The sequence below is a fragment of the Exiguobacterium sp. s28 genome (genome assembly GCF_018618135.1).
In the GTDB taxonomy this organism is placed as follows: domain Bacteria; phylum Bacillota; class Bacilli; order Exiguobacteriales; family Exiguobacteriaceae; genus Exiguobacterium; species Exiguobacterium mexicanum_A.
Genome location: NZ_JACSLL010000001.1, coordinates 261,629 through 288,127, shown reverse-complemented (window position 1 = coordinate 288,127; position 26,499 = coordinate 261,629). Strand labels below are relative to the sequence as shown.

The window sequence follows — 26,499 nt, the reverse complement described above, 5'->3', positions numbered from 1 at the left end:
ATGGAACGCGTATGCATCACACACCAGAGCAGCAAACGACGTCACATGTGACGATTGAACGGGCATCTTTGCTCTCGTTCGAGACGATTCGACTGGAAGTCATCGCCGAATATGAATCCGTTCCAGTACAGATTGAACAGAACGGTCGACCGGTCGACTATGTGGTGCTCAATGAATGGACGACAGAGGCCGGTACGATTGAGCGAGATATCCGATTGGCGCGACCGGTCACGCTTGAAGCGGTCTATACTGTATTTCACCCCGGACATAAAACGATTGTCGTCGTGCCACGTGAAATCGTGCATACGGACGAGTTCGAACGCCGTTATGCCTATGACGGACCGCTCGGCCTCACTTTTTCCGAACACTCGATCGAGGCATACGTTTGGTCTCCCGTCGCGTTCTCGATTTGGCTCGTCATCCACGACTCGACGACACATCGTGAAATCGAGCGGTTTCGTATGTCTAAAGAGAGCCGTGGTGTCTGGCATGCCGACGTGCCTCGGTTTTATGAAGGTCACTATTATCGACTGTACGTCAAGACGCCAGTCGAAACGAACGAGGTCGTCGATCCTTACGCGAAAGCCGTCAGCCTGAATGGCGAATTTGGCGTATTGATCGATGTCGAGGCGCATGTCGCCGCCCATGTCACGCCGACGGAACGGCCGCCGCTTCGGAAAGCGACCGATGCGGTCATCTATGAACTGAACATCCGGGACTTCACGAGCCATCCGTCCTCGATGAGTCAGATGCAAGGTTTGTATGGCAGCATCGTCGAGACCGGAGTGAGAACGAGAGGCGAGAACAGTGCCGGCTTCGATTATTTGAAAGAACTCGGGGTCACCCATCTGCAACTGTTGCCTGTCCATGACTTCGGCAGCGTCGATGAGTCGATCCGGATGCCATACAATTGGGGATACGACCCGATTCATTGGTTCGGGTTAGAGGGGAGTTACGCCTCAGACCCAGCCGAGCCGTTATCGAGAATTCTAGAATATGCTCATATGGTCGAGGAACTGCATCGTCACGGGATGCGGGTCGTCGTCGATGTCGTCATGAACCATGTCTTTATCCGTGAACAATCCTCGCTCGAAGCGCTCGTCCCTTACTACTATTTCCGTTATGAACATGACGGGACGGTCGCGAACGGGACTGGGGTTGGGAATGACACGGCCTCGGAACGATACATGATGCGGCGGATGATTGTCGATTGTGTGACTTTCTTTGCCGAGGCGTATCACGTTGACGGTTTCCGGTTCGACTTGATGGGGATCCATGATGTCGAGACGATGAATCAAGTTCGGGCTTCGCTTGATAAGATTGATCGTTCAATCTTGATTTACGGGGAAGGATGGGATTTGGCGACACCGCTCAGCCCATCGTTGAAAGCCTCGTCCCATAACGCCGCCTTTATGCCTCGAATCGGGCACTTCAATGACATGATGCGGGACGCGTTAAAAGGGTCGACGTTCAATGACCGCGAACGCGGTTTCGTCTCTGGTAACGAATGGCGGGAATGGGAGCTTCGAGAGTGCATCACGGGAGCGGTTCAAATCCCGAACGTCACCGTCGGACGATTCCCGAGCCCGCAATATACAATCAATTACGTCGAGGCGCATGACAATTACACGACCTACGATAAATTGCTCTTATCGTGTGAGGATATGGACGAGGCGGTGCGATTACGGATGCAACGATTCGCCACGGCCATCGTCATCACGTCGCAAGGCGTCCCGTTCCTCCATGCAGGCCAGGAGTTCGGTCGGACGAAACAAGGGGTCGAAAATAGTTACAACGCACCGGACCGAATCAATCACTTCGATTGGGATTTGCGGGACGAGCGTCAGAGTGAGGTCGAATTCGTGAAGACGCTGCTGAAATTGCGGCGCCGTCATACGTGTTTCCGTTACGATAGTCGGCAGAAAGTCGTGGAGCAATTCAAGTTCCTTCCGTCGCCTCCAGGCGTGATCGCCTATGAGTTGACGGCGAGCCATTCCTACGATGCGTGGCAACGCGTCCGTGTCTATTTGAACGGAACGTTCGGTGACGTGACGTTTCATGCCGACGGAGACTGGAACGTTTATGTGCAAGGGGAAACGGCGAGCCTCGTCCCGATTGCACGAAATCCGCGTGAGATTCAAGTCGAGTCGTTGTCAATGACGATTATCGCGTGTTAATATGGTGATTGTATCTTTGTAATTCTTAATGAGATTTGAGCGTGATGAATATGTATTCAGATATAATCGGTGCGCTCGGTGAAGAGTGGACGGTGGCTTCCGCAGGTGGGATTACAGGCGAAGCGTACGTAGCGACGACGCGCCAACAAAAAATCTTTGTCAAACGGAACTCGTCCCCGTTTTTAGCCATTCTTTCCGCCGAAGGCATCGTCCCCAAATTGCTGTGGACGAAGCGGATGTTCAACGGCGACGTCCTCAGTGCCCAACAGTTCATCGAAGGTCGTGAGCTATCGCCAACCGATATGAAACGGTCTGATGTGGCGGCACAGCTTGGGAAGATTCATCATTCGAAAGAGCTATTATTCATGCTGCAGCAATTGAATCATACACCGGTCACGTCGACGCTATTGCTTCGGCAATGTGCCGCCTATGAGCAAGACGAGGCGGATGTGACGATTGATGAAGCGGTCCGTTGGCTCACTATGCATCAACCGATCGATGACGAACGTGAACTTGTCGTCTGCCATTCGGACCTTAACCATAATAACTGGATCGAGGACGAGACGGGTCTATTGTATTTGACCGACTGGGATGACGCCATCATCGCCGACCGTGCCTTTGACTTGGCGATGGTCGTTTACAGTTATGTCGATGAGGCGGAGTGGGAGACGTGGTTTAGCCATTACGGCATTCGTTACACGTCAGAGCTCCATTACCGGATGCACTGGTATGCGATTGCCCAGACGGTTCTCACGTTGTATGGGGAACAGAACGGTATCGCCCGGGCAGAAGGATTGACCGTGCTCCGTGAACTGCTCGATGAGGCAGATGAACGGACACAATGAAAAAAGGGATGGATCACGAGCGTGAGCCATCCCTTTCCATATGCATTAGACATCATCAGGTTTCATGAAATACGCCCAAACGAACGTGGCGATGACGGCGCCGAAAAACGTCAGCGGGGCCGCGTAAAAAATTAAAAATTGATCCAACGTGCTCATCGATATAACCTCCTTGTGAAGGATGATTCATGTTCATTAAACAATGATTTCGTGTATAATCGCAAGGGGACTGCTCGCACGAAGCGGCTAGTCAGCATAAACTTGAACATTTCTTGAACGAAAGGTTGGAAAAACATGCGTTTACGTCACAAACCTTGGGCCAAAGAATATATGGAAGCTCAAGAACACGTCTTTATCACTCATCCTGAAACGTTAAAAGGGAACTGGAAAGCAGAATTTAAGAACGACAATCCGCTCTTCATCGAGGTCGGTTCGGGGAAAGGGCAATTCATTTTAGGGATGGCCCAACAGTTCCCGGACGTCAACTTCATCGCCATCGAGTTATTCGAGAGCGTCGCCGTATCGATCGTGCAAAAGCTCGTCGAGACACCGATGCCAAACGTCCGCGTGTTGACTGTTGATGCCAAGCAACTCGTCGACTACTTCGAAGCCGGTGAAGTCGATCGCGTCTATTTGAACTTCTCCGATCCATGGCCGAAGACACGCCATGCGAAACGTCGTTTGACGTATAAAACGTTCCTCGCCACGTACGAGGCTGTGTTGCCACGCGGAGGCGAGATTCATTTCAAGACGGATAACCGGGGGTTATTCGAATATTCGCTCGAAAGCATGAGCCAATACGGCATGTACTTCACAGATATTTCACTTGATTTACATGTGAACGAACCGGCGGATAACGTGCGCACCGAGTACGAAGAGCGCTTCAGCGCCATGGGACAACCGATTTATCGGATGGAGGCAGCTTTCCGTCCGAAAATTTGACACGCTTTTTTCTTATTTTAATAGCATTTTCTTCACACTTTTTTCTTTCTTCTTGGTACAATAGGAATGACGCTAAACTGGAATTAGAGAAGGGGGAACATGGGGATGTTGAAAAAAGCATGGGCAAGCCTGCTTGCACTAATCTTCATTCTAACAATCGCACCACTTAATACCTCGGCAAACGAGGCGTTCTTGGACGCCCTTGAAGAGGATCTGAAAGCCACGCATTATGACTACAAAGAAGGAACGGCTGAAATCGTAAAAGAAGAGACGCTCCGTCATTCGAATGGCAATGAAGTCATCGCGGCGGTCGTTGAAATTGATACGATTCGTGACGGCATCTTCATCACACGTAAGACCGAGTTCCATTACTATGATGCGACGGACAACAAAATCCTCGCAACAGCTGACCTCGCAGAAGTCGAAGGCGCGACTGAATTTGCGGATGCGAACATCGACATGCTCGGACAACAAATTGTCTATTGGTTGCCTGTGTTGATTTTGCTACTCTTAATCGCGATCCCGGTAGTCATCTTGTTCGTGGTTGTTCCACGTTTCTACTCGACGACCGAGTTCATGAACCCGATTTATGAGAAAAACGATAACCCACGTTAAAAAAAGAGCCGCGAGGCTCTTTTTTTATGCCATTTTCAATTGTTCGACGATTTGAGCGACATCCATGCCGTTACCGGATGAGACGGAAGCGACGAAGGCACTCTCGACGATCGGACCGTCATAGAACTGAATCGTTTTATCGCCTTCATACATATCGACAGCGAGTTCTGCGTTCATCGTGGCCGAACCGATATCGGATAAGATGAGCGCTTCTTTGTCGACGGCCTCGATTGCCTCGAGGATACGGGTCACATCTGTCCCGATGCTACCGTCCTCAAGCCCGCTCGCTAAATGGATCGGAACGGCGGGGGCCATCTCTTTCATCAAGTCTTGAATCCCTTCAGCGATTTTAGCGCTATGGGATACGATGATGAGCTCTACGATGTCACTCAACCTCCTTCATAATCGCTTTCAACACGATGGAACTCGAGAGTGCGCCAGGGTCGACCGTACCGCGTGAGTTTTCACCGAAATAAGATGCCCGTCCTTTCGTGGCGATCATATCTTCGGTCTCGCCGACGAGGCGGTCGAGTTTGGCATCAAAATCGTCAGCCTCGCTCAAGTCAGACAAGAACGGTTCCCACACATCGACCATTGTCTTCTGGCCAACTTCTGACTTCCCGCGCGCCTTGATCGCTGTCGACGCCTCAAGAAGCGCTTCTTTAACGAGCTTGAAATCGGCCTCGGTCGCGTCACCAAACTTAGGTGCAGCCTTGACGAATGCCGACCCGTATAGCGGACCGGCTGCGCCGCCGACTTTCGACATGAGCGTCATCCCGACTTTCTTGCTCAAGTCGCCAAGGCTGGCATAGTCGTCATCGAGTACGGCGACGACCGCTTCAAAGCCGCGCGACATGTTGATGCCGTGGTCTCCGTCGCCGATGGCGCGGTCGAGGTCGGTCAGTGTATCCTTGTTCGCCTCAATCTCGGATTGGGCGTGTCGTAATGCTTGCTTGAACCCATCAATCGTCAACATTGCATAAACACCTCATTCATTGGATTAGAGTTTGAAACCGAGTGCCGCCGACGGTGCATCGAGATAACCCGTCATTTCTTCGTCGAGCGGCAAGAGAGTGATCGAGAACCCGTGCATCTCGAGGGATGTCATATAGTTGCCGACGTATTTCCGTTTCAACGTGTAGCCGGCATCTTCTAATTTTTTCGCGACGAAATGATACGTCACGTACAATTCAGACAATGGCGTACCGCCCATACCGTTGACCATAACGGCAACTTCGCCAGGACTCACTTCTTTTTTCAAGTGGTCGAGCAGGTCATCCACGATGGCATCGACGTTCGTCGTCGGCTTCCGTTCGACGCCGCGCTCCCCGTGAATCCCGATGCCGATTTCCATCTCTTCTTCATTCAAATCAAAACCTGGCTTGCCGCTCACCGGCATGTAACAAGGTTCGACAGCCATACCCATCGAGCGAACGTTTGCCGCGACCTTCTCTGCAAGCGCTTTCACTTCGGCGAGTGATTTCCCGCTCGCTGCAGCCGCACCGGCAATCTTATGCACGAACACGGTCCCGGCAACACCGCGACGATCTTCCTTGTTCGAGATGGCGACATCGTCTGCGACGACGACGTGGTCGACTTTAATTCCTTCGGCATCCGCAAGTTCGGCGGCGAGCTCGAAGTTCATGACGTCACCTGCATAGTTTTTGACGACGAGTAATACCCCGTTTCCTCCATCGGCCGCTTTGATGCCTTCGAGCACCATGTCCGGGGTCGGGGACGTGAACACTTCACCGCATACAGCGGCATCGAGCATCCCGTCACCTACATAACCGGCGTGGGCCGGTTCATGACCGCTGCCTCCACCCGAGACGAGTCCGACTTTTCCGGACTTGGCCCCGTCAGCACGACAGATGACGTTGAATCCTTCCACACGACCGTACAGTTCAGGATGGGCATGGACCATTCCTTCGACCATTTGTGACACGAGCTCGTTTGCTTCACCGATCAGTTTCTTCACGTGGGATCACTCCTTTTTGAGTTTGAAAAGTACCATATTCAATTTTCCACTCTTTCGCCCAGATTAAACAAAAAAAGTCGGCGAATGTCATCGCCGACCCCACATCATGCATATTCAAGTAAAGCGCCAGTCTCTGAATCGACTGTAAATTGGTACGTCTTCTCTTCGTCGTTCTCGAGAACCGAGATGCCGCCTTTAAAGACGTCATACTCACGTCCGTCATACGTGTAAATCTCAGGTGATGCCGAGATCCATGCGCCTTGAACGTGACCTTTGGCTGAGAATGCCCGTTTCGTGTACTCGAGCGCGTCCTCGGCCGATAAGCTTCGTTCATCTAACACTTTTTTCGTCATAAGTGCGGCCGCGATGGCAACCCCGATCCCAACTAACCAATACCTTTTCTTCATATGACTACCTCCCCTTGAACTATGGCTATCATGTACATCGTACCAAAACCTGTACCCCATTGGAACGAAAACCATTCGCATCTGCCGAAAAGTTCTGTATATAATGAAACAAGAACGGTTGAAGGGATGGATGGAAATGGAACAAAAAACGAGAGACTTATTCAAGACGTTGACAGAACTTCCGGGCGCACCTGGATTCGAATCAGAGGTTCGTCAGTTTGTTCGTGACCGAATCACACCGCATGTCGATGAAGTCATGACGGATGGCATCGGCTCGATCTTTGGGAAACGGGTCGGGGACGAGGCGGGACCACGCATCATGGTCGCTGGACATATGGACGAAGTCGCGTTCATGGTCACCCGGATCACAGAAAACGGGATGCTATACATACAGCCGCTCGGTGGATGGTGGAGCCAAGTGCTCATGGCGCAACGATTTGATATCGTGACGAACGATGGATTGATTCCGGGCGTCGTCGCATCGACACCTCCGCACCTGCTCGGACCGGACGCAATGAGTAAACCGATGGACATGAAACAGATGTTTATCGACATTGGCGCCGATACGAAAGAAGAAGCCGAGTCATGGGGTGTCCGTCCGGGTCTTCCGGCTGTGCCGACAAGCGACTTCACGCCGCTCAAACATCCGAAAAAGATTATGGCCAAAGCATGGGATAACCGTTATGGGGTTGGTCTGGCGGTCGAGTTGCTCGAAGAGACGACAAAAGCCGATCATCCGAACATCTTGTTCTCGGGTGCGACTGTCCAAGAAGAAGTCGGACTCCGTGGAGCGCAAACGGCAGCCGAAATGATTCGTCCGGACGTCGCGCTCGTCCTCGACGCGTCACCGGCCAACGATGCGTCTGGCAATAAGACGGAGTTCGGCCAACTCGGGGAAGGGGCGCTTATCCGAATCCTTGACCGGGTCATGGTCATGTCTCCAGAGATGCGTGACTTCTTACTCGACACGGCGTCTGATGAAAACATCAAAACGCAGTACTTCGTCTCGCCAGGTGGAACGGACGCAGGCCGCATCCATATGAGCGGGGAAGGGGTCCCGACGGCCGTGATCGGTGTCGCGGCGCGTTACATCCATACACACGCCTCGATTCTGCATACGGACGACTATGATGCGGCGAAAGCGCTACTCAAGGCGCTCGTCAAACGCCTCGATCGTTCGACGATGGAGACGCTTCGAGCTTCACGCTAAAGGTAGGGAGAACGTCACTCGTGTAGTGGCGTTTTTTATATTGAAATTTCCCGAGAAACGCTTATACTGATAAAAGTGTGAAGACAGAAACTTTACGACTGACAAGACAGGAAAGAGGGATTTCCATGTTTAAGAAAAAAGGGATCACGCTCAGTCCGTCGCTTTATTTTGTGACGGCACTCAGTTATATGGCACTCGGCTTATTCAGTACGCTCATCATCGGCTTGATCATGAAGACGGCGGGTGGACAATTGCTCGAAACGAGTCTGTCCGGTTTCGGGTCGACGCTCATCGAGATTGGTGATGTGGCCATCGGCTTGACCGGTCCGGCCATCGGGATTGCAATCGCCTATGCGCTTCAAGCACCGCCGCTCATCTTGTTCTCGGCGCTCGTCGTCGGGGCGTTCGGTTACGAGTTCGGGCCAGCCGGCAGTTATGTGGCGACGTTGCTCGCTGTCGAGGTATCCAAACTCGTCTCGAAATCGACGAAACTTGATATTTTGGTCACGCCGTTCACGACCATTGGCGTGGGTTATTTGGCTGCAACCTATATCGGTAAGTATGTCGGCTTGTTCATGACGCAGCTCGGGACGTGGATCGAGTGGGGCACGGAACAGCAGCCTTTATTCATGGGCGTCGTCGTCGCGACACTGATGGGACTCGCGCTCACGGCACCGATCTCGAGTGCGGCCATCGCGCTCATGCTTGGCTTGAGCGGCATCGCGGCAGGCGCGGCGACGGTTGGCTGCGCCGCCCAGATGGTTGGCTTTGCGATCACGAGTTATCGGGACAATGGCATCGGCGGTGCGATCGCCCAAGGGATTGGTACTTCTATGCTTCAAGTCGGCAATATCGTGAAGAATCCTTGGATCTTGTTGCCGCCGACGATAGCGGGGGCGGTGCTCGCCCCAATCGCGATTCTGTTGTTCGAGCTCGAGAGCGTCGCGGCTGGTGCCGGGATGGGGACGAGCGGACTCGTCGGTCCGATTGTCATGCTCGAGACGATGGGCTTCAGTTGGCACATGTTCATCGTCGTCTTCGGCTTTTTGATTGTCGGTCCGGCAGTGCTCAGTTATGCGGTCTATCAAGTGTTGGTCCGGATGAATCGGATTCGGCCGAACGATATGAAAATCGAATATTGAGCGACACGAAAGAGAGCGTCCCGGCGAATAAGCGGGACGCTCTCTTTCGTTCACCAACCGAAAAGATTTCGGACGGTCTCGACGGTTTCACGAGGGACGCGGAAGCTCGCCAAGAATAAGACGAGCAAGACGACATAGACGGGGAGTAAAAACCGTTTTCGAATGATCGGCAAGGCACGGACGAGGCGTTTGCCGACCCGTTCGAGTATGTAAATCACGGCGAACCCGACGACGAGCCATACTAAAATCTCACCTCGCGTCTTGTCCGTATCGATGAACAAGTAGCCGTAGCGCAGAATCGCCAGCATGCCGATGACGCCGACGAGTTGCTCGAGCGGATGTTTCATTTCTGGATTCAACTGTTCACGTGTCCATTTTGTCATGACTTCACCTTTTTCACGTAGTCTTCGCTCCCGATGATCATAAAACATGAGAGCGGAATGTGACAACGGACTTATGCTATCATGAATGGGGAAAAAAGAACAGGAGTGGTGAACATGTTACAATTGACAACGATGAACGAGTATACAGAAGCAAAACAAGGGAAGAGCATCTTGATGTTTTCAGCGACGTGGTGCGGTGATTGCCGTTTCCTCGATCCGTTCATGCCAGACATCGAAGCGAAATTCGAGGATTGGAAGTTTTACTACGTCGATCGTGACGACTGGATGGAGCTCGCACAAGAGCTCGACATTTTTGGGATTCCGAGCTTTGTCGCCTTCAACGGCGGACAAGAAGTCGACCGCTATGTCGGACGCGAACGGAAGACGCCTGAGCAAGTCGAAGCCTTCCTTCATGGGTTAGGGTGAGCTAGATGGAACGGAATGAATTACGTCGCCATCTCGAACGCCGGTTTACGGAAGGGTACCGGACCTCGTATGACCGTGAGAACGAGGTGTTGCGCATCGAGCGGTCCACGGACCGGTTCGGCGTCAACATCCGTCTCGCCCCGCTCGTAGCGAAAGCGAAAGTCCGGGGAGAAGTCGCCATTGAAGAGGTCGTCGACTACATCAAGACAGCGCTCTCGGCCGACGATGCGGTCACACTCGCTGGCAATGAAGCCAACATTTATCCCGTCATCCGTTCGGCCTCGTTCTCGACGGAGACGAAGCGTGGGGAAGCACTCGCGATGACGCCACATACAGCTGAGACGGCTGTCTTTTATGCACTCGATTTGGGCAACGGCTATCGCTTGATCGAAGAGCGGCATTTGGGCGGGATGCCTTTGACGCGTCTTGACGAATTGGCACGGGACAACGTCAAGAAGTTGCCGACCGATTTAAAAGAAGATACCGTGGCCGGGAATACGTTCTATTTTCTGGCTGCTCGGGACGGGTATGAAGCGTCACGGATTTTAAATGATGAGTTTTTGCGGGTCATGGAGCGCCGTATCGAAGGCGATATGCTCGTCGGGGTACCGCATCAGGACGTGATGATCATCGCGGACATCCGCAACGATCAAGGTTATGATGCGATGCAACAGCTCATGTTCGACTTTTTCACGAATGGGCGGATTCCGGTGACGGCTCTTTCTTTCCATTATGAGGACGGCGTTCTCGAACCAATTTTCATTGTCGGAAAAAAGAACCCACCAACGGACGCATAATCTGCTAAACTATTTGTGTCTAGTTTGAAAGAAGGGGCGTTTTTACGTATGCAAATCAATGCTTTTTATAACCGTGAAGGAATCGGCGATGTCCTCATGGTCTTGTTAAGAGAAGGCGATCGCCACCACCAAGTCGTTGAACGGAAAGATGATGTCGCCATCGTCAAATCGACGACGGGAAAAGTCAATGGCTATAACATCTTCAATGCCAGTAATTATTTTGACGTCAGCGACTGGCACGGGCCGGTCGAGTTGACGGCCGAGTTGATTGAGACGCTCGGTGTCATCTTGCGTAAACAAAATATCGAAGCCGAGCTTTCGGGCGTGGACTTCACCCCGAAATTTGTCGTTGGCTACGTCAAAGAAGCTGAGAAGCACCCGGATGCGGACAAATTGTCGATCTGTCAAGTTGAGACCGATCAAGGTGATGTCCAGATTGTCTGCGGCGCACCGAACGTCGCGGCCGGCCAAAAAGTCGTCGTCGCGAAACCGGGAGCGGTCATGCCGTCTGGTTTAATCATTCGTCCATCGAAGTTACGAGGTGAAAGTTCACACGGGATGATTTGTTCAGCGCGAGAATTGAACTTACCTGATGCACCGCAAGAAAAAGGGATTCTCGTATTGGATGACGAATATGAAGTAGGGAAAGCATTTGAAATCGGTCGCTAAATTCGACCGATTTTTTGCTAAATAGGATTGAGTGAAAAAGCGAGGAATCAAGTATGGATGCATATGAACGTTCATTAAAACAACAAGCAGACCGAATTCGACGCGAACTATCCCAGGAAGGGAAGAAAGGTGCGCCTGCACCGAAGCCCGAGCCGAAGGATGAATTTGTACCGTCGGATGTGCCATCTCCGATTTATGGATACGCCCGACCGAAACCGAAAATCATTCTGCCGACTGAACATTCTCCGGAGACGCGTGACGATTCAGCGATCCGCCAAGCAAAGCGAGTGGCCGTCCCGGTAGAGGAAGTGTCAGAAGCGGTGCCGCCAACCGTAGAGCCTGAGCCTAAGAACGAACCGGTAATTGATTCCGTAGATGAACCGGTGGTGGAGTCATTAGACGAATCCGTGATGGAATCAGTGGATGAACCCGTGGTTGATTCAGTAGACAAATCCGTGCCGACCGTCGATGATGCGCCGACGTCACAGCCTGACCTCGATGTCGCAGCGGACGAATCGCCATCAGCGGAGACGCTTGAGGAAATGGTGTCCGAGCACGCGGATGCGCCAAGCGAAGAGACGATTATTTCCACGGAAACGATTGAGGAAAGCCCGTTCGTCTCTGAAGACGAGACAGCTGAACAAGATACTAAACCGCTCCTCGGGGAAGTCTCGATTGTAGAGAGCGGGTTCGCCTCTGTGTTCATGGGTTCGACCGATTTGAAATCATCGAAGATTGCCGTCCGAGAAGAAAAGCAAGACGTGACCGAAGAGGACGTTTCGCTCGATGCGCCGGTTGAGACGGTGGCCCCGGTTGTCGAAGATGTTGCGAAAACATTACAGACTGATGAACCGATTGAAGTGCCTGACGAAGAAGAGTTGACGCCTGCGATGAGCGTCTCGTATAAAGCGGAAGGCCCTCCGCTCAATGTCATGATGACACCGCAAGACCGGATGGCGATGTATAAGAGTCGTCGTTTGGCGAAAAAAAACAATAATCTGTAATAGCATGACTCCTGGAGTTTTGCTATAATGACAAAGGTTTGTCGCATTTTTTCAACAGACCGCAATGAATTAGGGGGGCTATTTACAGATGAACCGTTATCACTTCGTCGGAATTAAAGGAACGGGCATGAGTCCTTTAGCTCAAATTTTAAATGACATGAACAATGAGGTCCGAGGTTCGGACGTTGACAAAGCATTTTTTACTGAAGAAGCATTGAATCGCAAAGGAATTGAAATCCTTCCGTTTGATCCTGAAAATATTACCGAAGGGCAAATCGTCGTACAGGGCAACGCCTTCGCTGACGATCACCCTGAAGTCGTTCGAGCGCGCGAGCTCGGATTGACGATATACAAATACTATGAGTTTCTCGGCGAATTGGCCGACCACTACACGAGTGTCGCCATTACGGGATCTCATGGTAAGACATCGACGACAGGTTTGTTGGCTCACGTCATGCGCGGCATCGAGCCGACGTCGTTCTTGATTGGCGATGGCACAGGAGAAGGGGTCGAAGACTCGAAGAACTTTGTCTTCGAAGCATGTGAGTACAAGCGTCACTTCTTATACTACCGTCCAGACTACGCTATCATGACGAACATCGACTTCGATCACTCGGATTATTTCTCGGGTCTCGATGACGTCATCGATGCGTTCCAAGAGATGGCGAAGCAAGTGAAAAAAGGCATCATCGCTTGTGGCGATGATGAGAACCTGCAACACATTCAAGCAAACGTGCCAATCGTCTATTACGGTTTCGGTGCCCATAACGACTTCCGTGCCGAGAACGTGAACTCGACGGACAACGGAACAACGTTTGACGTCTACTTGCGTGACGACTTCTATGGGACGTTCCGCATTCCGGGATATGGCAACCACAGCGTCTTGAATGCCCTTGCCGTCATCGCGACGTGTGACTATGAGAACTTACCGAAAGAATTGGTTAAAGACCGCCTCGAGACGTTTAACGGCGTGAAACGTCGTTTCAGCGAATCGACGCTCGGAAACCAAGTGTTAGTGGATGATTATGCCCACCATCCACGGGAAATCAGCGCGACAGTCGAAGCGGCACGTAAAAAATACGCCGGCCGTGAAGTTGTAGCCATCTTCCAACCACACACGTATACACGCCTGAAGTCATTCATGGATGATTTTGCTGCGGCATTAGCCGAAGCGGACGCGGTGTACTTGTGTGACATCTTCGGTTCGGCTCGCGAACAAGAAGGTACCGTCACGATCGAAGACTTGCAATCGCGTATCGAAGGCGCGAACGTCTTGAAGCGGGGCGGGGTCAGTGTCTTAAGTCAACATAAAGACGCGGTTCTCCTGTTCATGGGAGCCGGAGACATTCAAACGTACCAACGTGAATACGAGAATCACGTCCAACTCGAAGCGTGAATCGAGAGCGAATGGCTGATGCCGTTCGCTTTTTTGTGTTTAACATCAAGTCAAGACGGTAATAGTATTAGCGACTGAATTTGGAAAAGGAGATGTTAATGATGGCAAGCCAAGGCGCATTGAGCACATTGAACAAAGAGGTGGCCAACTATGGCCTCTTATTCGTCAAACTGCATAACTACCACTGGTACATTAGCGGACCTCACTTCTTCACGTACCATGAAAAGTTGGAGGAACTGTATAACCTCGTCGCTGAACTGTACGATGACGTGGCGGAGCGGCTCTTGATGAATGACGGCGAACCGTATGCGACGATGAAAGAATATCTCGAACATTCGACGTTGCAAGAAGGGGATCGCCATGCGGATACCGATCAAATGATCAAGGACGTGATCAGTGACTTCAAACAGATCCGTCAAGAGATGCAAGACGCGATGGAAAACTTCGAAGACGGGGACGAAGCCATCGAAGACACGTTCGTCTCTCATATCGAGCGACTCGAGAAAGAGATTTGGATGATGTCGGCAGCGCTCGGCAAAAAGACGAAGCTATAATGAAAACAAGCGTGCCGATTGCGGCACGCTTGTTTTTTGTTATTTCAAATTTTCTGGATTGAGTGGCAAGAGCGAGTCGACGACAAAGCGTCCGTCCTTGCGAATCAATACGTCATCGAACCAAATCTCGCCGCCGCCATAATCAGGACGTTGGATGTTGACGAGATCCCAGTGGATTGAAGAGTCGTTCCCGTTATAGGCGTCGTCATATGCCTGGCCTGGTGTGAAATGGAAGCTGCCGTCGATTTTCTCATCGAACAAGATATCTTTCATCGGGTGTTGGATGTACGGGTTGACGCCGATGGCGAATTCGCCGACGTAGCGTGCGCCTTCATCCGTATTGAACACGTCATTGATTCGGTCGGTGTCATTCGCCGTCGCGTTGACGATTTTTCCGTCTTGGAACGTCAACGACACGTTCTCGAAGGTGAAGCCATGATATGGAGATGGCGTGTTATACGTGATGACGCCGTTGATCGAGTCTTTGACCGGCGCTGTGAACACTTCACCGTCCGGGATGTTCATCTGACCCGAACACTTGATGGCCGGGATATCTTTGATCGAGAAGCTGAGGTCCGTTCCTGGCCCTTTGATCGTGACACGGTCGGTCTCGTTCATGAGCGTGACGAGTGCGTCCATGGCCCGGTCCATCTTGCCGTAATCGAGCGTACAGACGTTGAAGTAGAAGTCCTCAAACGCCTCGGTCGATTTGCCGGCGAGTTGCGCCATCGATGGGGACGGGTAACGCAGCACGACCCATTTCGTTCCTTTGACGCGGTCTTCGGTATGCATTTTACCGATGGTGGCCCCGACGAGTTTTTGTTGCTCGGCCGGAACGTCTGATAACTCGTTAATGTTGTCACCGGCCCGAAGTCCGATATAGGCGTCCATGGCCTGCATTTGTTTGCGCTCGATGTCGGCCATGAGCTCAAGTTGCTCTCGGCTTGCTCCGCTGTAGAGCTTACGCAAAATACGGCTCTCTTTCAACAAGACGAACGGATGCCCCCCGGCTTCGTACGCCTTCTCGACAAGCGCTTCGACGAGCGATTCCTCGACACCAAAATTTTCGATTAGAACGCGTTCCCCTGGCTTCAATTCGACCGAATAATTGATCAATCCGTCGGCGAGTTGCGTGATTCTTGGATCTCTCATACGTCCACCCCTTTAACTTTTTAAAATTTATTTCTATTTTAGTGTAATCGAAAACATAAAAACGGGTAAAGGAATAATCAGACCGGATGGCGAAAACGGTTGTGACAAATCTTTTCAGTCATAATGGTGCTATAATGAAAACACCACATTATCGAACAGGAGGAATGGATGCATGGAAATCACATTAGGAGGCATTGCAGGGCTCATCGCGGCACTCGCATTTGTCGTACTCGTATTTTTCTTGGCACGTGTCTTGTCGAACGTCAATCGGACACTCGGCAGCGTCGCCAACACGACTGAAAACTTAGAACGTCAATTAGACGGAATCACAATGGAAGTGACGGCGCTCTTACATAAGACGAACCGTCTTGTAGATAACGTCGAAGAGAAAACAGAATTGCTCGCACCAGTGGCTCACGCGCTTGATGAGCTCGGCACGTCGCTTAACGAAGTGACAGAGTCGGTACGGACGGTTTCTTCTTCTGTTCACGTGGCAGCAGACGAAAATAAAGAACAGATCGCCCAAGCGGTACGATGGGGTTCTGTCGCTGTAGAACTATTTAAGAAAAATAAAACCGAGACCTCTTCTGACGAACGACCATCACGTCGTCGCGGACGTCGAGACCGGAAACAAGAACAAGAACCGACAACGGTCTCACCAGGGTTGATTGCGACAGACGATACAATCAAATCATAACCATCACAAGGAGGAAGTAACGATGACATACGACAAGAACAAAACATATAACAACGAACAACAACCGAGCGGTGGATTTTTGGCAGGTGTCGTTCTTGGCGGCGTAATCGGCGCGGCCGTGGCCCTCCTTACATCACCGAAGAGCGGTCGTGAAGTGCGTACGTATTTAGACGAGAAGACGGCGACGTCGCGTGAGCGATTGACGGTCAAATCGAAAGAAGTACGCGAGAAAGCAGAGCCGGTCGTCGGCGAATGGATCAAAGTGGCGAGCGATAAAGCAGCGCCTGTCTTGAACCTCGTCAAAGACAAGGCCCGTGAAGCAGCCGAATTGAAGCAACAAGTCGACGAAGACGAGTTGTCAATCGAAGAAGCGATGGAGAAAGCCGATCAACTCGTAGCCGAGGCAGAAGCCGAAGTGAAAGAACAACTCGATAAGGCTTCAGAAGAGCAGTCGAGCGAAACAAAAAAATCGAACGACTCAAACGATTCATCGAAAGCAGACGCCAAAACGGATGCCTCATCTGATAAACCGAAGTCATCAGAAAACAAGCCGAACGCGAACAAAGCAAACACAAACAAATCGGCGGCGAACAAACAAGAAGCATCAAGCAGCCGTGATCAGTCAGAAGACTATGAATCGGATTTTGAGGCCCCTGTAAAAGACTTACTCGACGATGAGTCGAAACAAGAATTAAAGGACTTGAAAAACGATCTTAAAAACGGCAACAAGTAATGCGTCGAGCGTCCGGACCATCCGGACGCTTTTTTTGTTGATTTTGTGTCGCTAGCCCATTTCCCTATGACAAAGCGGTTAAAGTTCGATATAATTAGGTTTCTGGAAAGAACGGCTTAGAAATGAGAGGGTATTTATGAGTCCACAAGATCAATTGAATCGTTTACGTCGCGAGATGGATGAGTTGAATCGTGAGATGCTCGACTTGCTCAGCCGCCGCGGCACGCTCGCTGTCGAGATTGGTAAAGTGAAACGTCTGCAAGGCGTCGAACGGTACGACCCGGTCCGGGAACGAGAAATGTTAGACTTTATTGCGGCATCGAATCCTGGTCCTTTCGAGACGGCTCGCTTGCAGCACTTGTTCAAAGAGATGTTCAAAGCCTCGGCCGAGCTTCAAGGAGAAGACCGTGATAAGACGTTGCTCGTCTCGCGTAAGCGTCAAGCCGAAGATACGATTGTCACGCTCGATGATGTCACGATTGGGAACGGACGTCCGCAATTGATTGCGGGACCGTGTGCGGTCGAATCATTCGAACAAGTGAATGCCGTCGCTGAAAAGTTAGCGTTGTCTGGTGTCAAAATTTTGCGCGGCGGGGCGTATAAGCCTCGCACCTCCCCATATGATTTCCAAGGACTTGGGTTTGATGGATTGCAGCTGTTGAAACAAGCAGCGGATCGCCACGACTTGCGGGTCATCTCGGAGATCATGACACCAGGTGCGGTCGAGTCGGCCCTCCCTTATGTGGACATCATCCAAGTCGGCGCGCGTAACATGCAAAACTTCGATTTGTTGAAAGAAGTCGGGAAGACCTCAAAACCGGTCTTGTTGAAACGCGGTCTCGCGGCGACGATCGAGGAGTTCATCTATGCGGCGGAGTACATCATGGCGAGCGGAAATAGCCAAGTCATCTTGTGCGAACGCGGGATTCGGACGTATGAGCGGGCGACACGCAACACGCTCGATATTACGGCGGTACCGATTTTGAAGCAAGAGACGCATTTACCGGTCATGGTCGATGTCACCCATTCGACGGGACGACGTGATTTGTTACTGCCGGCAGCCAAGGCGGCGCTTGCGGTCGGAGCCGATGGCGTCATGGTCGAAGTGCACCCGAATCCGGCGATTGCCTTATCGGATGCCCAGCAACAACTCGATTTCGACCAATTCGATCAATTCGTGGACGGGCTTACGGCCCAGTTCCCTCAACTTGATTTGGTGAAAAAGTAAGCTTTCCAATTGGAAACGTTTTATATAGCGTGAAGACAGGGTAAAATGATGACAGATACCTGTCTTCCTTTTTTGACACGTTTTTTGAAAATCGTTTGAAAATCATTGCTTGTAGGAGGAGTTTTAATGAATAGTAATAATGTAACCATCTATGATGTCGCACGAGAAGCCGGGGTGTCGATGGCAACCGTCTCACGCGTCGTCAACGGAAACCCGAACGTCAAACCGACGACCCGTAAGAAAGTCCAGGACGCCATCGACCGTCTTGGTTATCGTCCGAACGCCGTCGCCCGCGGACTCGCCAGCAAGAAGACGACGACGGTCGGCGTCATCGTCCCTGATATCTCGAACATCTTTTTCGCAGACCTCGCGCGTGGGATTGAAGACGTGGCGACGATGTACAAGTACAACATCATTCTCGGGAACTCGGACTCGAACCGTGACAAAGAAATCCATTTGTTGAACACGTTGCTCGGCAAACAAGTCGACGGCATCATCTTCATGGGTGGACGTCTGCATGAAGACCTCGTCAACGAGTTCAAGAAGTCGCCGGTGCCAATCGTCCTTGCGGCGACGCTCAACCAAGGATATGACCTTCCGGCGGTCAACATCGATTACGAACAGGCAGCGTACGATGCAACCGAAATGTTGATCGGCCACGGCCACAAACAAGTTGGCTTCATCACAGGACCACTCGAGCAACAAATCAATGGCGAGAAGAAATTCTCTGGTTACCGCCGTGCCCTTGACGACGCCGGACTCCCGTTCCGTGAGAGTGACGTCGTCCTCGGGAATTACACGTACGCATCAGGCCTTGAGGCGATGCAGAAGATGCTCGAACGTGACGATTGCCCGAAAGCGATTTTCGCCGGTACGGATGAGATGGCACTCGGTGTCATTCACGCGATTCAAGACGCCGGTTTCTCGGTCCCGAACGATTTTGAAGTCGTCGGCCATGATAACACGCGTCTCGCGACGATGATTCGTCCGAAATTGACGACGGTCGTCCAACCGATGTATGACATCGGTGCCGTTGCCATGCGTCTCTTGACGAAAATCTTGAACGCCGAAGAAATCGAAGAGAAAAACGTCGTCTTGCCGCACCGCATCGAACGTCGCGATTCGGTACGTCAAGACTGAATAAAAATCCCCTCGCCAGTCGGAGTCACTCCGCGGACGAGGGGTTTTTTTAGACATATATTGATTTGCGATCGTTCGAGATGAACGGCCAAAAGGCGCGTTTTGACACTTCCCAATTCTTCTCCTCGATTTGTTGCTTTCGTGGAATGTGTTGGAACGTGTACGTGTGGTCATCCCACCGCGTCGGCAACGCTTGATCGGCTTTGGCCTGCCATTGTTCAATCCATTCGACCGGAATGTCACCGCGATAAGGCGCCTCACGCGTCAGGCCGGCCCATACTTGGGACCAGGCGCGCGGAACCGTCCGATACCAGTCATACCCGCCGCCGCCAAGGGCGACGAGGCGACCTTCCGTGTACTCATCGGCGAGTCGAGAGGCGATTTGTGGAATCTGTTCGAACGTCCGAATCGTCGAGGCGAGGTGTGTCAGCGGGTCGAACGCATGGGCGTCGGCGCCGTTCTGTGTCAGGATGATATCCGGTTTGAACCACTCGCACGCTTCCCGGAACACGGTCTCGTAACAGCGCAGGAAGGAATCATCTTGGGTGAACGCATCGACCGGGACGTTCCAACTGTATCCATAGCCGTTCCCGTTACCACGCTCCGTGACCGATCCTGTCCCTGGAAACAAGTAGCGGCCGGTCTCATGGATGGATAAGGTCATCACATCCGCATCGTCATAAAACAGCCACTGGACGCCGTCACCGTGATGGGCATCGGTATCGACGTACAAGACACGCGACCCGTACGTCTGACGGACGTGAGCGATGGCGACGGCCGCATCGTTATAGACACAAAAACCTGACGCTTTTCGTCTCATCCCGTGATGCAGACCGCCCCCGACGTGAAACGCACGCTCGACTTTTCCGCTCGCGACCAAGTCAAGGGCGTGCATCGTCCCACCTACCAGCCGGGCCGCCCCTTCATGGATGGTTGGGAAAATCGGAGTGTCTTCAGTACCGAGCCCAAATTTGTTCGCTTTCAACGTCGACAGCTCACCTGCGGCAGCCGCTTGGACCGCCTCGATATAATCGAGGTCGTGCACGAGCGCCAGCGACTCGACTGAGGCGAGGGGAGGAGCGATACACTCGGAGGCCTGAAGCTTGCCTGAGGCGATCAGGAGAGACGTCGTCAGCTCCAGGCGAATCGGATTGAACGGATGATCTTCGTGAAAGCGGTACGAGTTCTCGTTCTCGCCGAATATGTAGGCCGGTCTCATGGGGACATCTCCGGACCGAGCACGTCGAAGCCCTCACGCTTCAACCGTTCGATGATGCGGAGCGGATTCATCGTCTGCACGCGGAACGAGATGATCCGTTTATATGGGTCGGCCGTCGGGTGGACGAACACGTTGATGATATTCACGTTCGTCTTGGCGAGGAGCCGTGTCACTTTTTCGAGCGTGCCGGTCGTATTCTCGACTAAGATTTCAATTTGTGAACTTGGCTCGAGTGCACCGGTCAATTGGACGAAATAACGCAATAAATCTGTCTCGGTCAACACGCCGACGAGCTTTCCTTGTTCGATGATCGGAAGACACGTCAAACGATATTCATAAAACAAGGCGGCCGCGTCTTCGAAAAAATCGTACGGGTGCGCCGTCGTCACATCTTGACGCATGATGCTCGAGACGGGGTTTTTAAAGTCAGCGCTCTCGCTTTCGGGGTGGAACACACTCGTCGCACCGCTCATCTCGAACTGGCCGACGATTCCGACGACTTGACGGGCCGGATTTGTGACGATGAGATGGCGTACTTTGTGGTCGCGCATGAGCTTGGCCGCATGGGCAATCGTATTGGTCGGTTGAATCGTCACGACATGACGGTTCATCATTTGTTCAATCAGCATCCAGATCCCTCCTCAGTCATACATGAACCGGCGTCGCAGCCGGAGTGAATCGAAGTGGTCAATCGTCTCTTGCCGGACGTTCTTGCCAATCCGTGCCATGAGACAGTTGGCCGGGTGCGAAGCGATCTCCGGGTCGTCGGTCGGGAAGAAGACGAGCCCGCCGTGGTTCATCATCTTCTCCATCACTTTCCGATAATCCCAAATGGAGAGTCCGCTTCCTTTTAAATCCCAGTGCCAATAATATTCCGTCGTCAAAATCAAAAAGTCGTCCATATGTGGATCCATCATCGACACTTCGAGCAGCTGTTTGCCGATTCGTTGACCGCGGAAGCGCGGACTCACTTCGATGGCGCCGAGCTCGAGAATGTAAGGGTCGTTCCCTTCGCTCCAACGTTCATACGGGTCTGGATATAAATACGTCACGTAGCCGATGACGAGATTGTCGACGCGGGCCACGATAATGCGACCTTCTTTCAAGTCAGCGATTTCGACGAGGGCCTTATGTTGGTCCTCTGGTTCACGAAATGCGGTCAATCCCTCATCGAGGCGATACGTCGCCAGTACATCGCTTTCGATGGGTCCATCGATGATTACGGCTCCGAGTGAGGTTTCCCACACCTTTGAATGATATTGTTTTTCCATGGAGTCACCACCTTTTCCACCTTCTATTATAGCGCTTTCATTCTACTTCTTTCACGCTCTTTTGGAGATTTTGGAAATTCATTGATTTGTCACAATATTAACACTATACTGAAAGTGGTTATACCATTCATTACAGGGGAGGCGAATCTTTAGCGATGGAAAAATTGAAAGCGTTATCAGGGGAACATCAATTGGCGTCGTATGAAGAGGCTTGTCAGTCGTTCGAGTGGACTCAAGCAGAAGCACTATTTTCTTGGAATTTGACGGGGAACGTCAACATGGCGTACGAAGCGATCGACCGTCACGCCGAAGGTGAACTTGCCACAAAACTGGCATTGCTCTATTTCGATGGGGAACGAGAAGAGCGCTATACGTATGAAGATATGAAACGAGAAAGCAATCGGTCCGGAAACGTTCTGAAATCGGTTGGAGTGGAGAAAGGCGACCGCGTCTTCATCTTCATGCCGCGGAGTCCAGAACTTTATTTTATTTTGCTCGGCACACTTAAATTGGGCGCCATCGTCGGTCCGTTGTTCGAGGCGTTCATGGAACAAGCCGTTCACGACCGTCTGCTCGACTCGGAAGCGAAAGTCATCGTGACGACCGAGGCGCTCTTGCCGCGCATCCCGGTCGATCAGCTCCCGCACTTGGAGACGATTTTGATCGTCGGCGACGGGGTAGAAGAAGCCGGGAAAATCATCGACTATCGCAAATTGGCGGCTGAAGCTTCGACTGACCTCGACATCACATGGGTCGACCGTGAGGACGGTATGATCTTGCATTATACGTCAGGGTCGACCGGGAAGCCGAAAGGCGTCCTGCACGTCCATAACGCCATGGTGCAGCACTTGATGACGGGAAAATGGGTGCTCGACTTGCAATCGGATGATATTTACTGGTGCACGGCCGACCCAGGCTGGGTGACGGGCACGAGCTACGGGATTTTCGCTCCGTTCTTGAACGGGGCGACGAATGTGATCGTCGGAGGACGATTCAATCCGGAGTTCTGGTATTCGGTCATCGAACGGTTCGGGGTCACCGTCTGGTACAGCGCGCCGACGGCGTTCCGGATGCTCATGGGTGCCGGCGAAGAAGCGTTCGAGAAATATGATCTATCATCTCTCCGCCATATCCTCTCGGTCGGTGAACCGCTCAACCCGGAAGTCATTCGTTGGGGGAACGAATCGTTCGGGTTACGGATTCATGATACGTGGTGGATGACAGAGACGGGTGCGATGATGATTTGTAACTATCCGACGATGGATATCAAACCGGGTTCGATGGGGAAAGCCATCCCGGGTTGTGAAGCGGCCATCTTAGACGACCGCGGTCAACCGCTCCCACCACATCGGATGGGCAACTTGGCCCTCAAGACGCCGTGGCCGTCGATGATGCGGAAGATTTGGAAGAACGACGCCAAGTATGAGAGCTATTTCTGGGGTGATTGGTACGTCTCAGGCGACTCGGCCTATATGGACGAGGATGGTTACTTCTGGTTCCAAGGCCGCGTCGATGACGTCATCATGACGGCAGGCGAACGGGTCGGTCCGTTCGAAGTCGAGAGTCGTCTCGTCGAGCACCCGGCAGTTGCCGAGGCCGGTGTCATCGGGAAACCAGATCCGGTCCGTGGAGAGATTATCAAGGCGTTCATCGCGCTCCGTAAAGGCTATGAGCCATCAGACGAGCTGAAGACGGAGATTCAAAAGTTCGTCAAAGAAGGGCTCGCGGCCCATGCGGCCCCGCGTGAGATTGAATTCAAAGACAAGCTGCCGAAAACACGAAGCGGGAAGATCATGCGTCGCGTCTTGAAAGCTTGGGAATTGAACCTTGAGACAGGTGACTTATCGACAATGGAAGATTGAACGACAAAAGGTCGACACGCGATGTGTCGACCTTTCTTGTCGAGTTAGGCGCCGTCTGCTTCTTCGGCGTCTTCTTTCTTCTTGTCTTCCTCAGCCTTTTTCTCAGCCTCGGCTTTCTTTTTAGCTTCTTCTTCAGCTTTCTTCTTGTCGGCTTCAGCTTTTTTCTTCGCTTCCGCTTCAGCTTTCGCTTTAGCCTCAGCATCTGCCTTTTCTTTCGCAGCAGCGTCAGCTTCTTGTTTTTCTTCAGCCTCTTGTTTCTTCTCTTCAGCTTCTTCTTTCTTCTTCGCCTCTTCTTCGGCTTTCTTCTTGGCTTCCTCTTCCTTCTTCTTCTTCTCTTCGACTTTCTTCTTCTCAGAGAATGAGCCTGAGTCTTTGAAGTCAGCGGCAGAAACGCTAGAAGGTTGGTTGAAGCGCGCCCCAGTGTTGAAGACTTCAGGATTGTCGGCGTATACGCGGTTGGCCGTCTGTGACCAGATCCGTTGCGTCCGTTGGTAATACTGACCTACTTCATAACTGTTTTGCATTTCACCGAATTGTGAGTCAAAACCAGACCAAACAGCAAGCGTGACGTTCGGATTCGAGCCAACCAAATACGAGTCGCGTCGGTCGTTCGTCGTACCAGATTTACCCATCCAATCGCCAGGGACGTTCAAGAGTGATCGAGCGTACGTTGCTGTTCCTGACGTATAGACATCCCGTAGCATGTCGATGACGAGGTAAGACGTGCGATCGGTATAGATGCGCGTCTTTTTCGGTTGTTTCTCAAAGATAGTTTCACCGTTATACTCAATGCGTTCGATAAAGTAGGGTTCCACATGCTCCCCATAGTTCGCGAGCATCGCATAAGACGCGGCCAAGTTGACCGGGCTGACTTCTCCGACCCCTAATGCCATCGATGAAGCGTTTCGGTTCGCTTCTGACACTTCGATGCCCATGTCGACAAGTTTTTGCGTGTCAGCCGTTTTTTGGTTCCGTTCTTCGTAGATTTTAACAGCGGGAACGTTAAGGGAACGTTTCAGCGCTTCGCGAGCCGTTACTGGGCCGCTGTGCGTTCTACTCTCGTTTTCAACTTCTTTTTTCGGTTGACCAGGACCGGTGAATCGGTAGAAGTATTCTTCATCTAAAATCGTCGTTTCGGGCGTAATCATCCGAGCTTCAATCGCATTGGCATAAACCAAGATTGGTTTTGCTGTCGACCCGATTTGTCGCTCCATGCGCATAGCGCGGTTCACTTCGTCGGTCTTCCCGTTAATATAGCGGCCGCCGACGAAACCTAGGATACGCCCTGTCTTATTCTCGATCATGATTGACGCTGTCTGTTCAGGCAACGTGCGATCTTCTTCTTCGATGTATTGATTTTTATCAAAGTTATTGGCATTTTTAGCGGGTTGTTGCATTGCCTCGTGCACTTTTTTATCAAGCGTCATATGAATCTTGAATCCGCCCTGGCGCAGCATATTGTGGGCGCGTTTGGCGTAAGTCGTTCTAATTTCATTTTGTTCATTCGTTTTTAAATCTGCCAAGACGATGCCGTCCTGTTCGAGCAAGTAGTTCGTGACAATTTGTCTTGCTTGAAGTTCAGCTTCTTGCACAACATACGGATAGCGATCACGCGGCTTCGATTGCGTCTTCATGAAGTCTTTTGTGATGTCGTAGTTGTATGCAGCGTCATAGTCTTCTTTTGTGATCTTCCCAGCAACGTACATCCGGTTAAGTACCGTTTTCATCCGGTTGATGGCCGGTGACACGTCCTCTTTAATGACACCGCCTTGATAATACGGTGTATACAGGAACGGGTTTTTCGGGATCCCGGCGAGGAAAGCGGCTTGTGGCAACGTCAACTTCTCAGCCGATGTATTGAAGACACCTCGAGCGGCTGCTTCAATCCCTGAGATGTTGCGTCCCATCGAGTTTCGTCCGAATGAGACGACGTTCAAGTACGCGTTCAAGATCTCATCTTTGTTCATTGCTTTCTCGAGGCGAAGGGCGAGTAAAATTTCTTTCGCTTTTCGTTCGAACGACACTTCGTTCGTCAGCATTTGGTTTTTGATGAGCTGTTGTGTGAGCGTAGAACCGCCGGTCCGGTCTTCCGATCCGGTCGCTTCCTGTAAGATGGCACGGAGCGTCGCTTTCGGCACGACACCATCGTGTTCGTAAAACTCGACGTCCTCTGTGGCGAGTAACGCGTCGACGACGAACGGAGAGACTTTCTCGACGGCGACGGGAACGCGGACTTCATCCGTCGTATAGTTTCCGATGCGTTCACCGCTTCCAAAATAAATGTCAGAAGTCGATGAGTAGGTGTTGATTTGCGACGTCATCGTCTTATATGCGGGTGCCGGCATATCCTTGACGAGGGAAGCGAAATAACCCGCTCCGATCCCGGCGCCTAAAAATCCAATGAGAACGACCGATATAATCGTTAAGAGCAGTACGTTCCACGATACATCGTAAAATACATTGGCATAACGGCGGGCTTTCAAGGACTTTGGTTGGTTCCATGTGTCTCGAATCTTTTGCAGCATGACAGCCTCCTTAATATGTTGTAAAACTATTTTTGACAGTAATATATACGATTATAGCACAAGTCCTTCCTGACCTTACCCCGAATCGACTACCGGATGCAAGTTTCCATATTCTCGGTTGACAATTTGG

At 51.7% G+C, this 26,499-nt stretch carries 28 protein-coding genes; 17 read left to right on the top strand and 11 right to left on the bottom strand.

What is annotated here, in order from left to right; translation table 11 throughout:
- The first annotated feature begins 11 nt into the window (after positions 1 to 11).
- Both pulA and KNP78_RS01480 read left to right on the top strand, forming a co-directional pair.
- The gene (gene pulA / locus KNP78_RS01485) at positions 12 to 2,177 is read left to right on the top strand and encodes a type I pullulanase (protein WP_214823167.1); all 2,166 of its coding nucleotides are present in this window, start codon (positions 12 to 14) and stop codon (positions 2,175 to 2,177) included.
- 50 nt (positions 2,178 to 2,227) lie between these two features.
- Positions 2,228 to 3,022, top strand: a complete 795-nt coding sequence (locus KNP78_RS01480; protein ID WP_034779996.1) for a phosphotransferase family protein — start codon at positions 2,228 to 2,230, stop codon at positions 3,020 to 3,022.
- A 45-nt stretch (positions 3,023 to 3,067) separates the two neighbouring features.
- Here the strand turns inward: KNP78_RS01480 and cydS are convergent, their stop codons facing one another.
- The gene (gene cydS, locus KNP78_RS15775; protein ID WP_021065570.1) at positions 3,068 to 3,178 is read right to left on the bottom strand and encodes a cytochrome bd oxidase small subunit CydS family protein; all 111 of its coding nucleotides are present in this window, start codon (positions 3,176 to 3,178) and stop codon (positions 3,068 to 3,070) included.
- A gap of 135 nt (positions 3,179 to 3,313) precedes the next feature.
- On the opposite strand from cydS, the gene trmB reads away from it, so the two are divergent.
- Positions 3,314 to 3,961 carry a tRNA (guanosine(46)-N7)-methyltransferase TrmB gene (gene trmB / locus KNP78_RS01475; RefSeq protein ID WP_034778289.1) on the top strand — a complete coding sequence of 216 codons (648 nt, stop codon included), beginning with the start codon at positions 3,314 to 3,316 and terminating at the stop codon, positions 3,959 to 3,961.
- Between the two features lie 105 nt (positions 3,962 to 4,066).
- Positions 4,067 to 4,576 carry a hypothetical protein gene (locus tag KNP78_RS01470; RefSeq protein ID WP_235420207.1) on the top strand — a complete coding sequence of 170 codons (510 nt, stop codon included), beginning with the start codon at positions 4,067 to 4,069 and terminating at the stop codon, positions 4,574 to 4,576.
- Positions 4,577 to 4,600: 24 nt separating this feature from the next.
- On the opposite strand, the gene dhaM is transcribed toward KNP78_RS01470, so the two are convergent.
- The 4 genes from dhaM to KNP78_RS01450 form a co-directional block, all read right to left on the bottom strand.
- A complete protein-coding gene (gene dhaM, locus KNP78_RS01465; RefSeq protein ID WP_256440833.1) occupies positions 4,601 to 4,969 on the bottom strand; it encodes a dihydroxyacetone kinase phosphoryl donor subunit DhaM in 369 nt (122 codons plus the stop codon).
- The gene (gene dhaL, locus KNP78_RS01460) at positions 4,962 to 5,552 is read right to left on the bottom strand and encodes a dihydroxyacetone kinase subunit DhaL (protein ID WP_214823166.1); all 591 of its coding nucleotides are present in this window, start codon (positions 5,550 to 5,552) and stop codon (positions 4,962 to 4,964) included. Before dhaL ends, dhaM begins: the two co-directional genes overlap by 8 nt.
- 24 nt (positions 5,553 to 5,576) lie before the next feature.
- A complete protein-coding gene (gene dhaK / locus KNP78_RS01455; RefSeq protein ID WP_214797298.1) occupies positions 5,577 to 6,554 on the bottom strand; it encodes a dihydroxyacetone kinase subunit DhaK in 978 nt (325 codons plus the stop codon).
- Between the two features lie 104 nt (positions 6,555 to 6,658).
- Complete coding sequence (locus KNP78_RS01450) at positions 6,659 to 6,961, bottom strand: PepSY domain-containing protein (RefSeq protein WP_021065576.1); 303 nt, start codon at positions 6,959 to 6,961, stop codon at positions 6,659 to 6,661.
- A 136-nt stretch (positions 6,962 to 7,097) separates the two neighbouring features.
- Here KNP78_RS01450 and KNP78_RS01445 point away from each other — a divergent pair, with 136 nt between their 5' ends.
- Together KNP78_RS01445 and KNP78_RS01440 are read left to right on the top strand one after the other, a co-directional pair.
- Positions 7,098 to 8,171, top strand: a complete 1,074-nt coding sequence (locus tag KNP78_RS01445) for a M42 family metallopeptidase (protein WP_034778279.1) — start codon at positions 7,098 to 7,100, stop codon at positions 8,169 to 8,171.
- 125 nt (positions 8,172 to 8,296) lie between these two features.
- Positions 8,297 to 9,313, top strand: coding sequence for a PTS sugar transporter subunit IIC (locus KNP78_RS01440; RefSeq protein WP_214797296.1), 1,017 nt, complete (start codon positions 8,297 to 8,299; stop codon positions 9,311 to 9,313).
- A gap of 50 nt (positions 9,314 to 9,363) precedes the next feature.
- On the opposite strand, the gene KNP78_RS01435 is transcribed toward KNP78_RS01440, so the two are convergent.
- Complete coding sequence (locus KNP78_RS01435; RefSeq protein WP_114167197.1) at positions 9,364 to 9,696, bottom strand: hypothetical protein; 333 nt, start codon at positions 9,694 to 9,696, stop codon at positions 9,364 to 9,366.
- 114 nt (positions 9,697 to 9,810) lie between these two features.
- Here KNP78_RS01435 and KNP78_RS01430 point away from each other — a divergent pair, with 114 nt between their 5' ends.
- From KNP78_RS01430 to KNP78_RS01405, 6 genes are all read left to right on the top strand, one after another.
- Complete coding sequence (locus tag KNP78_RS01430) at positions 9,811 to 10,122, top strand: thioredoxin family protein (RefSeq protein WP_214823165.1); 312 nt, start codon at positions 9,811 to 9,813, stop codon at positions 10,120 to 10,122.
- Between the two features lie 5 nt (positions 10,123 to 10,127).
- Positions 10,128 to 10,919, top strand: coding sequence for a DUF1444 family protein (locus KNP78_RS01425; RefSeq protein WP_214823164.1), 792 nt, complete (start codon positions 10,128 to 10,130; stop codon positions 10,917 to 10,919).
- A gap of 48 nt (positions 10,920 to 10,967) precedes the next feature.
- Positions 10,968 to 11,588, top strand: coding sequence for a YtpR family tRNA-binding protein (gene ytpR, locus KNP78_RS01420; RefSeq protein ID WP_138859168.1), 621 nt, complete (start codon positions 10,968 to 10,970; stop codon positions 11,586 to 11,588).
- A gap of 53 nt (positions 11,589 to 11,641) precedes the next feature.
- The gene (locus KNP78_RS01415) at positions 11,642 to 12,592 is read left to right on the top strand and encodes a hypothetical protein (RefSeq protein ID WP_214823163.1); all 951 of its coding nucleotides are present in this window, start codon (positions 11,642 to 11,644) and stop codon (positions 12,590 to 12,592) included.
- Positions 12,593 to 12,680: 88 nt separating this feature from the next.
- Positions 12,681 to 13,988: a UDP-N-acetylmuramate--L-alanine ligase gene (murC, locus tag KNP78_RS01410; protein ID WP_034778269.1), complete on the top strand. Its 1,308-nt coding sequence runs from the start codon at positions 12,681 to 12,683 to the stop codon at positions 13,986 to 13,988.
- A 101-nt stretch (positions 13,989 to 14,089) separates the two neighbouring features.
- Entirely contained in the window at positions 14,090 to 14,542 is a 453-nt protein-coding gene (locus KNP78_RS01405) for a Dps family protein (RefSeq protein ID WP_034778268.1), read from the top strand.
- Between the two features lie 39 nt (positions 14,543 to 14,581).
- On the opposite strand, the gene KNP78_RS01400 is transcribed toward KNP78_RS01405, so the two are convergent.
- Entirely contained in the window at positions 14,582 to 15,694 is a 1,113-nt protein-coding gene (locus KNP78_RS01400) for an aminopeptidase (protein WP_034778267.1), read from the bottom strand.
- 172 nt (positions 15,695 to 15,866) lie between these two features.
- On the opposite strand from KNP78_RS01400, the gene KNP78_RS01395 reads away from it, so the two are divergent.
- From KNP78_RS01395 to ccpA, 4 genes are all read left to right on the top strand, one after another.
- Positions 15,867 to 16,391: a DUF948 domain-containing protein gene (locus KNP78_RS01395; protein ID WP_034778266.1), complete on the top strand. Its 525-nt coding sequence runs from the start codon at positions 15,867 to 15,869 to the stop codon at positions 16,389 to 16,391.
- 22 nt (positions 16,392 to 16,413) lie between these two features.
- Positions 16,414 to 17,124: a YtxH domain-containing protein gene (locus KNP78_RS01390; protein ID WP_214823162.1), complete on the top strand. Its 711-nt coding sequence runs from the start codon at positions 16,414 to 16,416 to the stop codon at positions 17,122 to 17,124.
- 136 nt (positions 17,125 to 17,260) lie between these two features.
- Positions 17,261 to 18,352, top strand: a complete 1,092-nt coding sequence (locus tag KNP78_RS01385; RefSeq protein WP_034778264.1) for a bifunctional 3-deoxy-7-phosphoheptulonate synthase/chorismate mutase — start codon at positions 17,261 to 17,263, stop codon at positions 18,350 to 18,352.
- Between the two features lie 126 nt (positions 18,353 to 18,478).
- Positions 18,479 to 19,492, top strand: coding sequence for a catabolite control protein A (gene ccpA, locus KNP78_RS01380; protein WP_034778263.1), 1,014 nt, complete (start codon positions 18,479 to 18,481; stop codon positions 19,490 to 19,492).
- 49 nt (positions 19,493 to 19,541) lie between these two features.
- On the opposite strand, the gene KNP78_RS01375 is transcribed toward ccpA, so the two are convergent.
- From KNP78_RS01375 to KNP78_RS01365, 3 genes are read right to left on the bottom strand one after another with little or no spacing between them, the layout of a single operon-like run.
- On the bottom strand, positions 19,542 to 20,711 hold the full coding sequence (locus tag KNP78_RS01375) for an acetoin utilization protein AcuC (RefSeq protein WP_214823161.1): 1,170 nt from the start codon (positions 20,709 to 20,711) through the stop codon (positions 19,542 to 19,544).
- A complete protein-coding gene (locus KNP78_RS01370) occupies positions 20,708 to 21,340 on the bottom strand; it encodes an acetoin utilization AcuB family protein (RefSeq protein WP_214753029.1) in 633 nt (210 codons plus the stop codon). Before KNP78_RS01370 ends, KNP78_RS01375 begins: the two co-directional genes overlap by 4 nt.
- Positions 21,341 to 21,352: 12 nt before the next feature.
- On the bottom strand, positions 21,353 to 21,982 hold the full coding sequence (locus tag KNP78_RS01365) for a GNAT family N-acetyltransferase (RefSeq protein WP_034778259.1): 630 nt from the start codon (positions 21,980 to 21,982) through the stop codon (positions 21,353 to 21,355).
- A 155-nt stretch (positions 21,983 to 22,137) separates the two neighbouring features.
- Here KNP78_RS01365 and acsA point away from each other — a divergent pair, with 155 nt between their 5' ends.
- Positions 22,138 to 23,844: an acetate--CoA ligase gene (gene acsA, locus KNP78_RS01360; protein ID WP_214823160.1), complete on the top strand. Its 1,707-nt coding sequence runs from the start codon at positions 22,138 to 22,140 to the stop codon at positions 23,842 to 23,844.
- 44 nt (positions 23,845 to 23,888) lie between these two features.
- Here acsA and KNP78_RS01355 read toward each other — a convergent pair whose 3' ends face one another.
- Positions 23,889 to 26,369: a transglycosylase domain-containing protein gene (locus tag KNP78_RS01355; RefSeq protein WP_214823159.1), complete on the bottom strand. Its 2,481-nt coding sequence runs from the start codon at positions 26,367 to 26,369 to the stop codon at positions 23,889 to 23,891.
- Between the last annotated feature and the right edge of the window lie 130 nt (positions 26,370 to 26,499).

Coding starts and splice junctions, on each gene's coding strand:
- pulA (WP_214823167.1), top strand. CDS start 12: ATGCATCACACACCAGAGCAGCAAACGACGTCACATGTGACGATTGAA.
- KNP78_RS01480 (WP_034779996.1), top strand. CDS start 2,228: ATGTATTCAGATATAATCGGTGCGCTCGGTGAAGAGTGGACGGTGGCT.
- cydS (WP_021065570.1), bottom strand. CDS start 3,178: ATGAGCACGTTGGATCAATTTTTAATTTTTTACGCGGCCCCGCTGACG.
- trmB (WP_034778289.1), top strand. CDS start 3,314: ATGCGTTTACGTCACAAACCTTGGGCCAAAGAATATATGGAAGCTCAA.
- KNP78_RS01470 (WP_235420207.1), top strand. CDS start 4,067: ATGTTGAAAAAAGCATGGGCAAGCCTGCTTGCACTAATCTTCATTCTA.
- dhaL (WP_214823166.1), bottom strand. CDS start 5,552: ATGTTGACGATTGATGGGTTCAAGCAAGCATTACGACACGCCCAATCC.
- KNP78_RS01450 (WP_021065576.1), bottom strand. CDS start 6,961: ATGAAGAAAAGGTATTGGTTAGTTGGGATCGGGGTTGCCATCGCGGCC.
- KNP78_RS01445 (WP_034778279.1), top strand. CDS start 7,098: ATGGAACAAAAAACGAGAGACTTATTCAAGACGTTGACAGAACTTCCG.
- KNP78_RS01440 (WP_214797296.1), top strand. CDS start 8,297: ATGTTTAAGAAAAAAGGGATCACGCTCAGTCCGTCGCTTTATTTTGTG.
- KNP78_RS01435 (WP_114167197.1), bottom strand. CDS start 9,696: ATGACAAAATGGACACGTGAACAGTTGAATCCAGAAATGAAACATCCG.
- KNP78_RS01430 (WP_214823165.1), top strand. CDS start 9,811: ATGTTACAATTGACAACGATGAACGAGTATACAGAAGCAAAACAAGGG.
- KNP78_RS01425 (WP_214823164.1), top strand. CDS start 10,128: ATGGAACGGAATGAATTACGTCGCCATCTCGAACGCCGGTTTACGGAA.
- ytpR (WP_138859168.1), top strand. CDS start 10,968: ATGCAAATCAATGCTTTTTATAACCGTGAAGGAATCGGCGATGTCCTC.
- KNP78_RS01415 (WP_214823163.1), top strand. CDS start 11,642: ATGGATGCATATGAACGTTCATTAAAACAACAAGCAGACCGAATTCGA.
- murC (WP_034778269.1), top strand. CDS start 12,681: ATGAACCGTTATCACTTCGTCGGAATTAAAGGAACGGGCATGAGTCCT.
- KNP78_RS01405 (WP_034778268.1), top strand. CDS start 14,090: ATGGCAAGCCAAGGCGCATTGAGCACATTGAACAAAGAGGTGGCCAAC.
- KNP78_RS01400 (WP_034778267.1), bottom strand. CDS start 15,694: ATGAGAGATCCAAGAATCACGCAACTCGCCGACGGATTGATCAATTAT.
- KNP78_RS01395 (WP_034778266.1), top strand. CDS start 15,867: ATGGAAATCACATTAGGAGGCATTGCAGGGCTCATCGCGGCACTCGCA.
- KNP78_RS01390 (WP_214823162.1), top strand. CDS start 16,414: ATGACATACGACAAGAACAAAACATATAACAACGAACAACAACCGAGC.
- KNP78_RS01385 (WP_034778264.1), top strand. CDS start 17,261: ATGAGTCCACAAGATCAATTGAATCGTTTACGTCGCGAGATGGATGAG.
- ccpA (WP_034778263.1), top strand. CDS start 18,479: ATGAATAGTAATAATGTAACCATCTATGATGTCGCACGAGAAGCCGGG.
- KNP78_RS01375 (WP_214823161.1), bottom strand. CDS start 20,711: ATGAGACCGGCCTACATATTCGGCGAGAACGAGAACTCGTACCGCTTT.
- KNP78_RS01370 (WP_214753029.1), bottom strand. CDS start 21,340: ATGCTGATTGAACAAATGATGAACCGTCATGTCGTGACGATTCAACCG.
- KNP78_RS01365 (WP_034778259.1), bottom strand. CDS start 21,982: ATGGAAAAACAATATCATTCAAAGGTGTGGGAAACCTCACTCGGAGCC.
- acsA (WP_214823160.1), top strand. CDS start 22,138: ATGGAAAAATTGAAAGCGTTATCAGGGGAACATCAATTGGCGTCGTAT.
- KNP78_RS01355 (WP_214823159.1), bottom strand. CDS start 26,369: ATGCTGCAAAAGATTCGAGACACATGGAACCAACCAAAGTCCTTGAAA.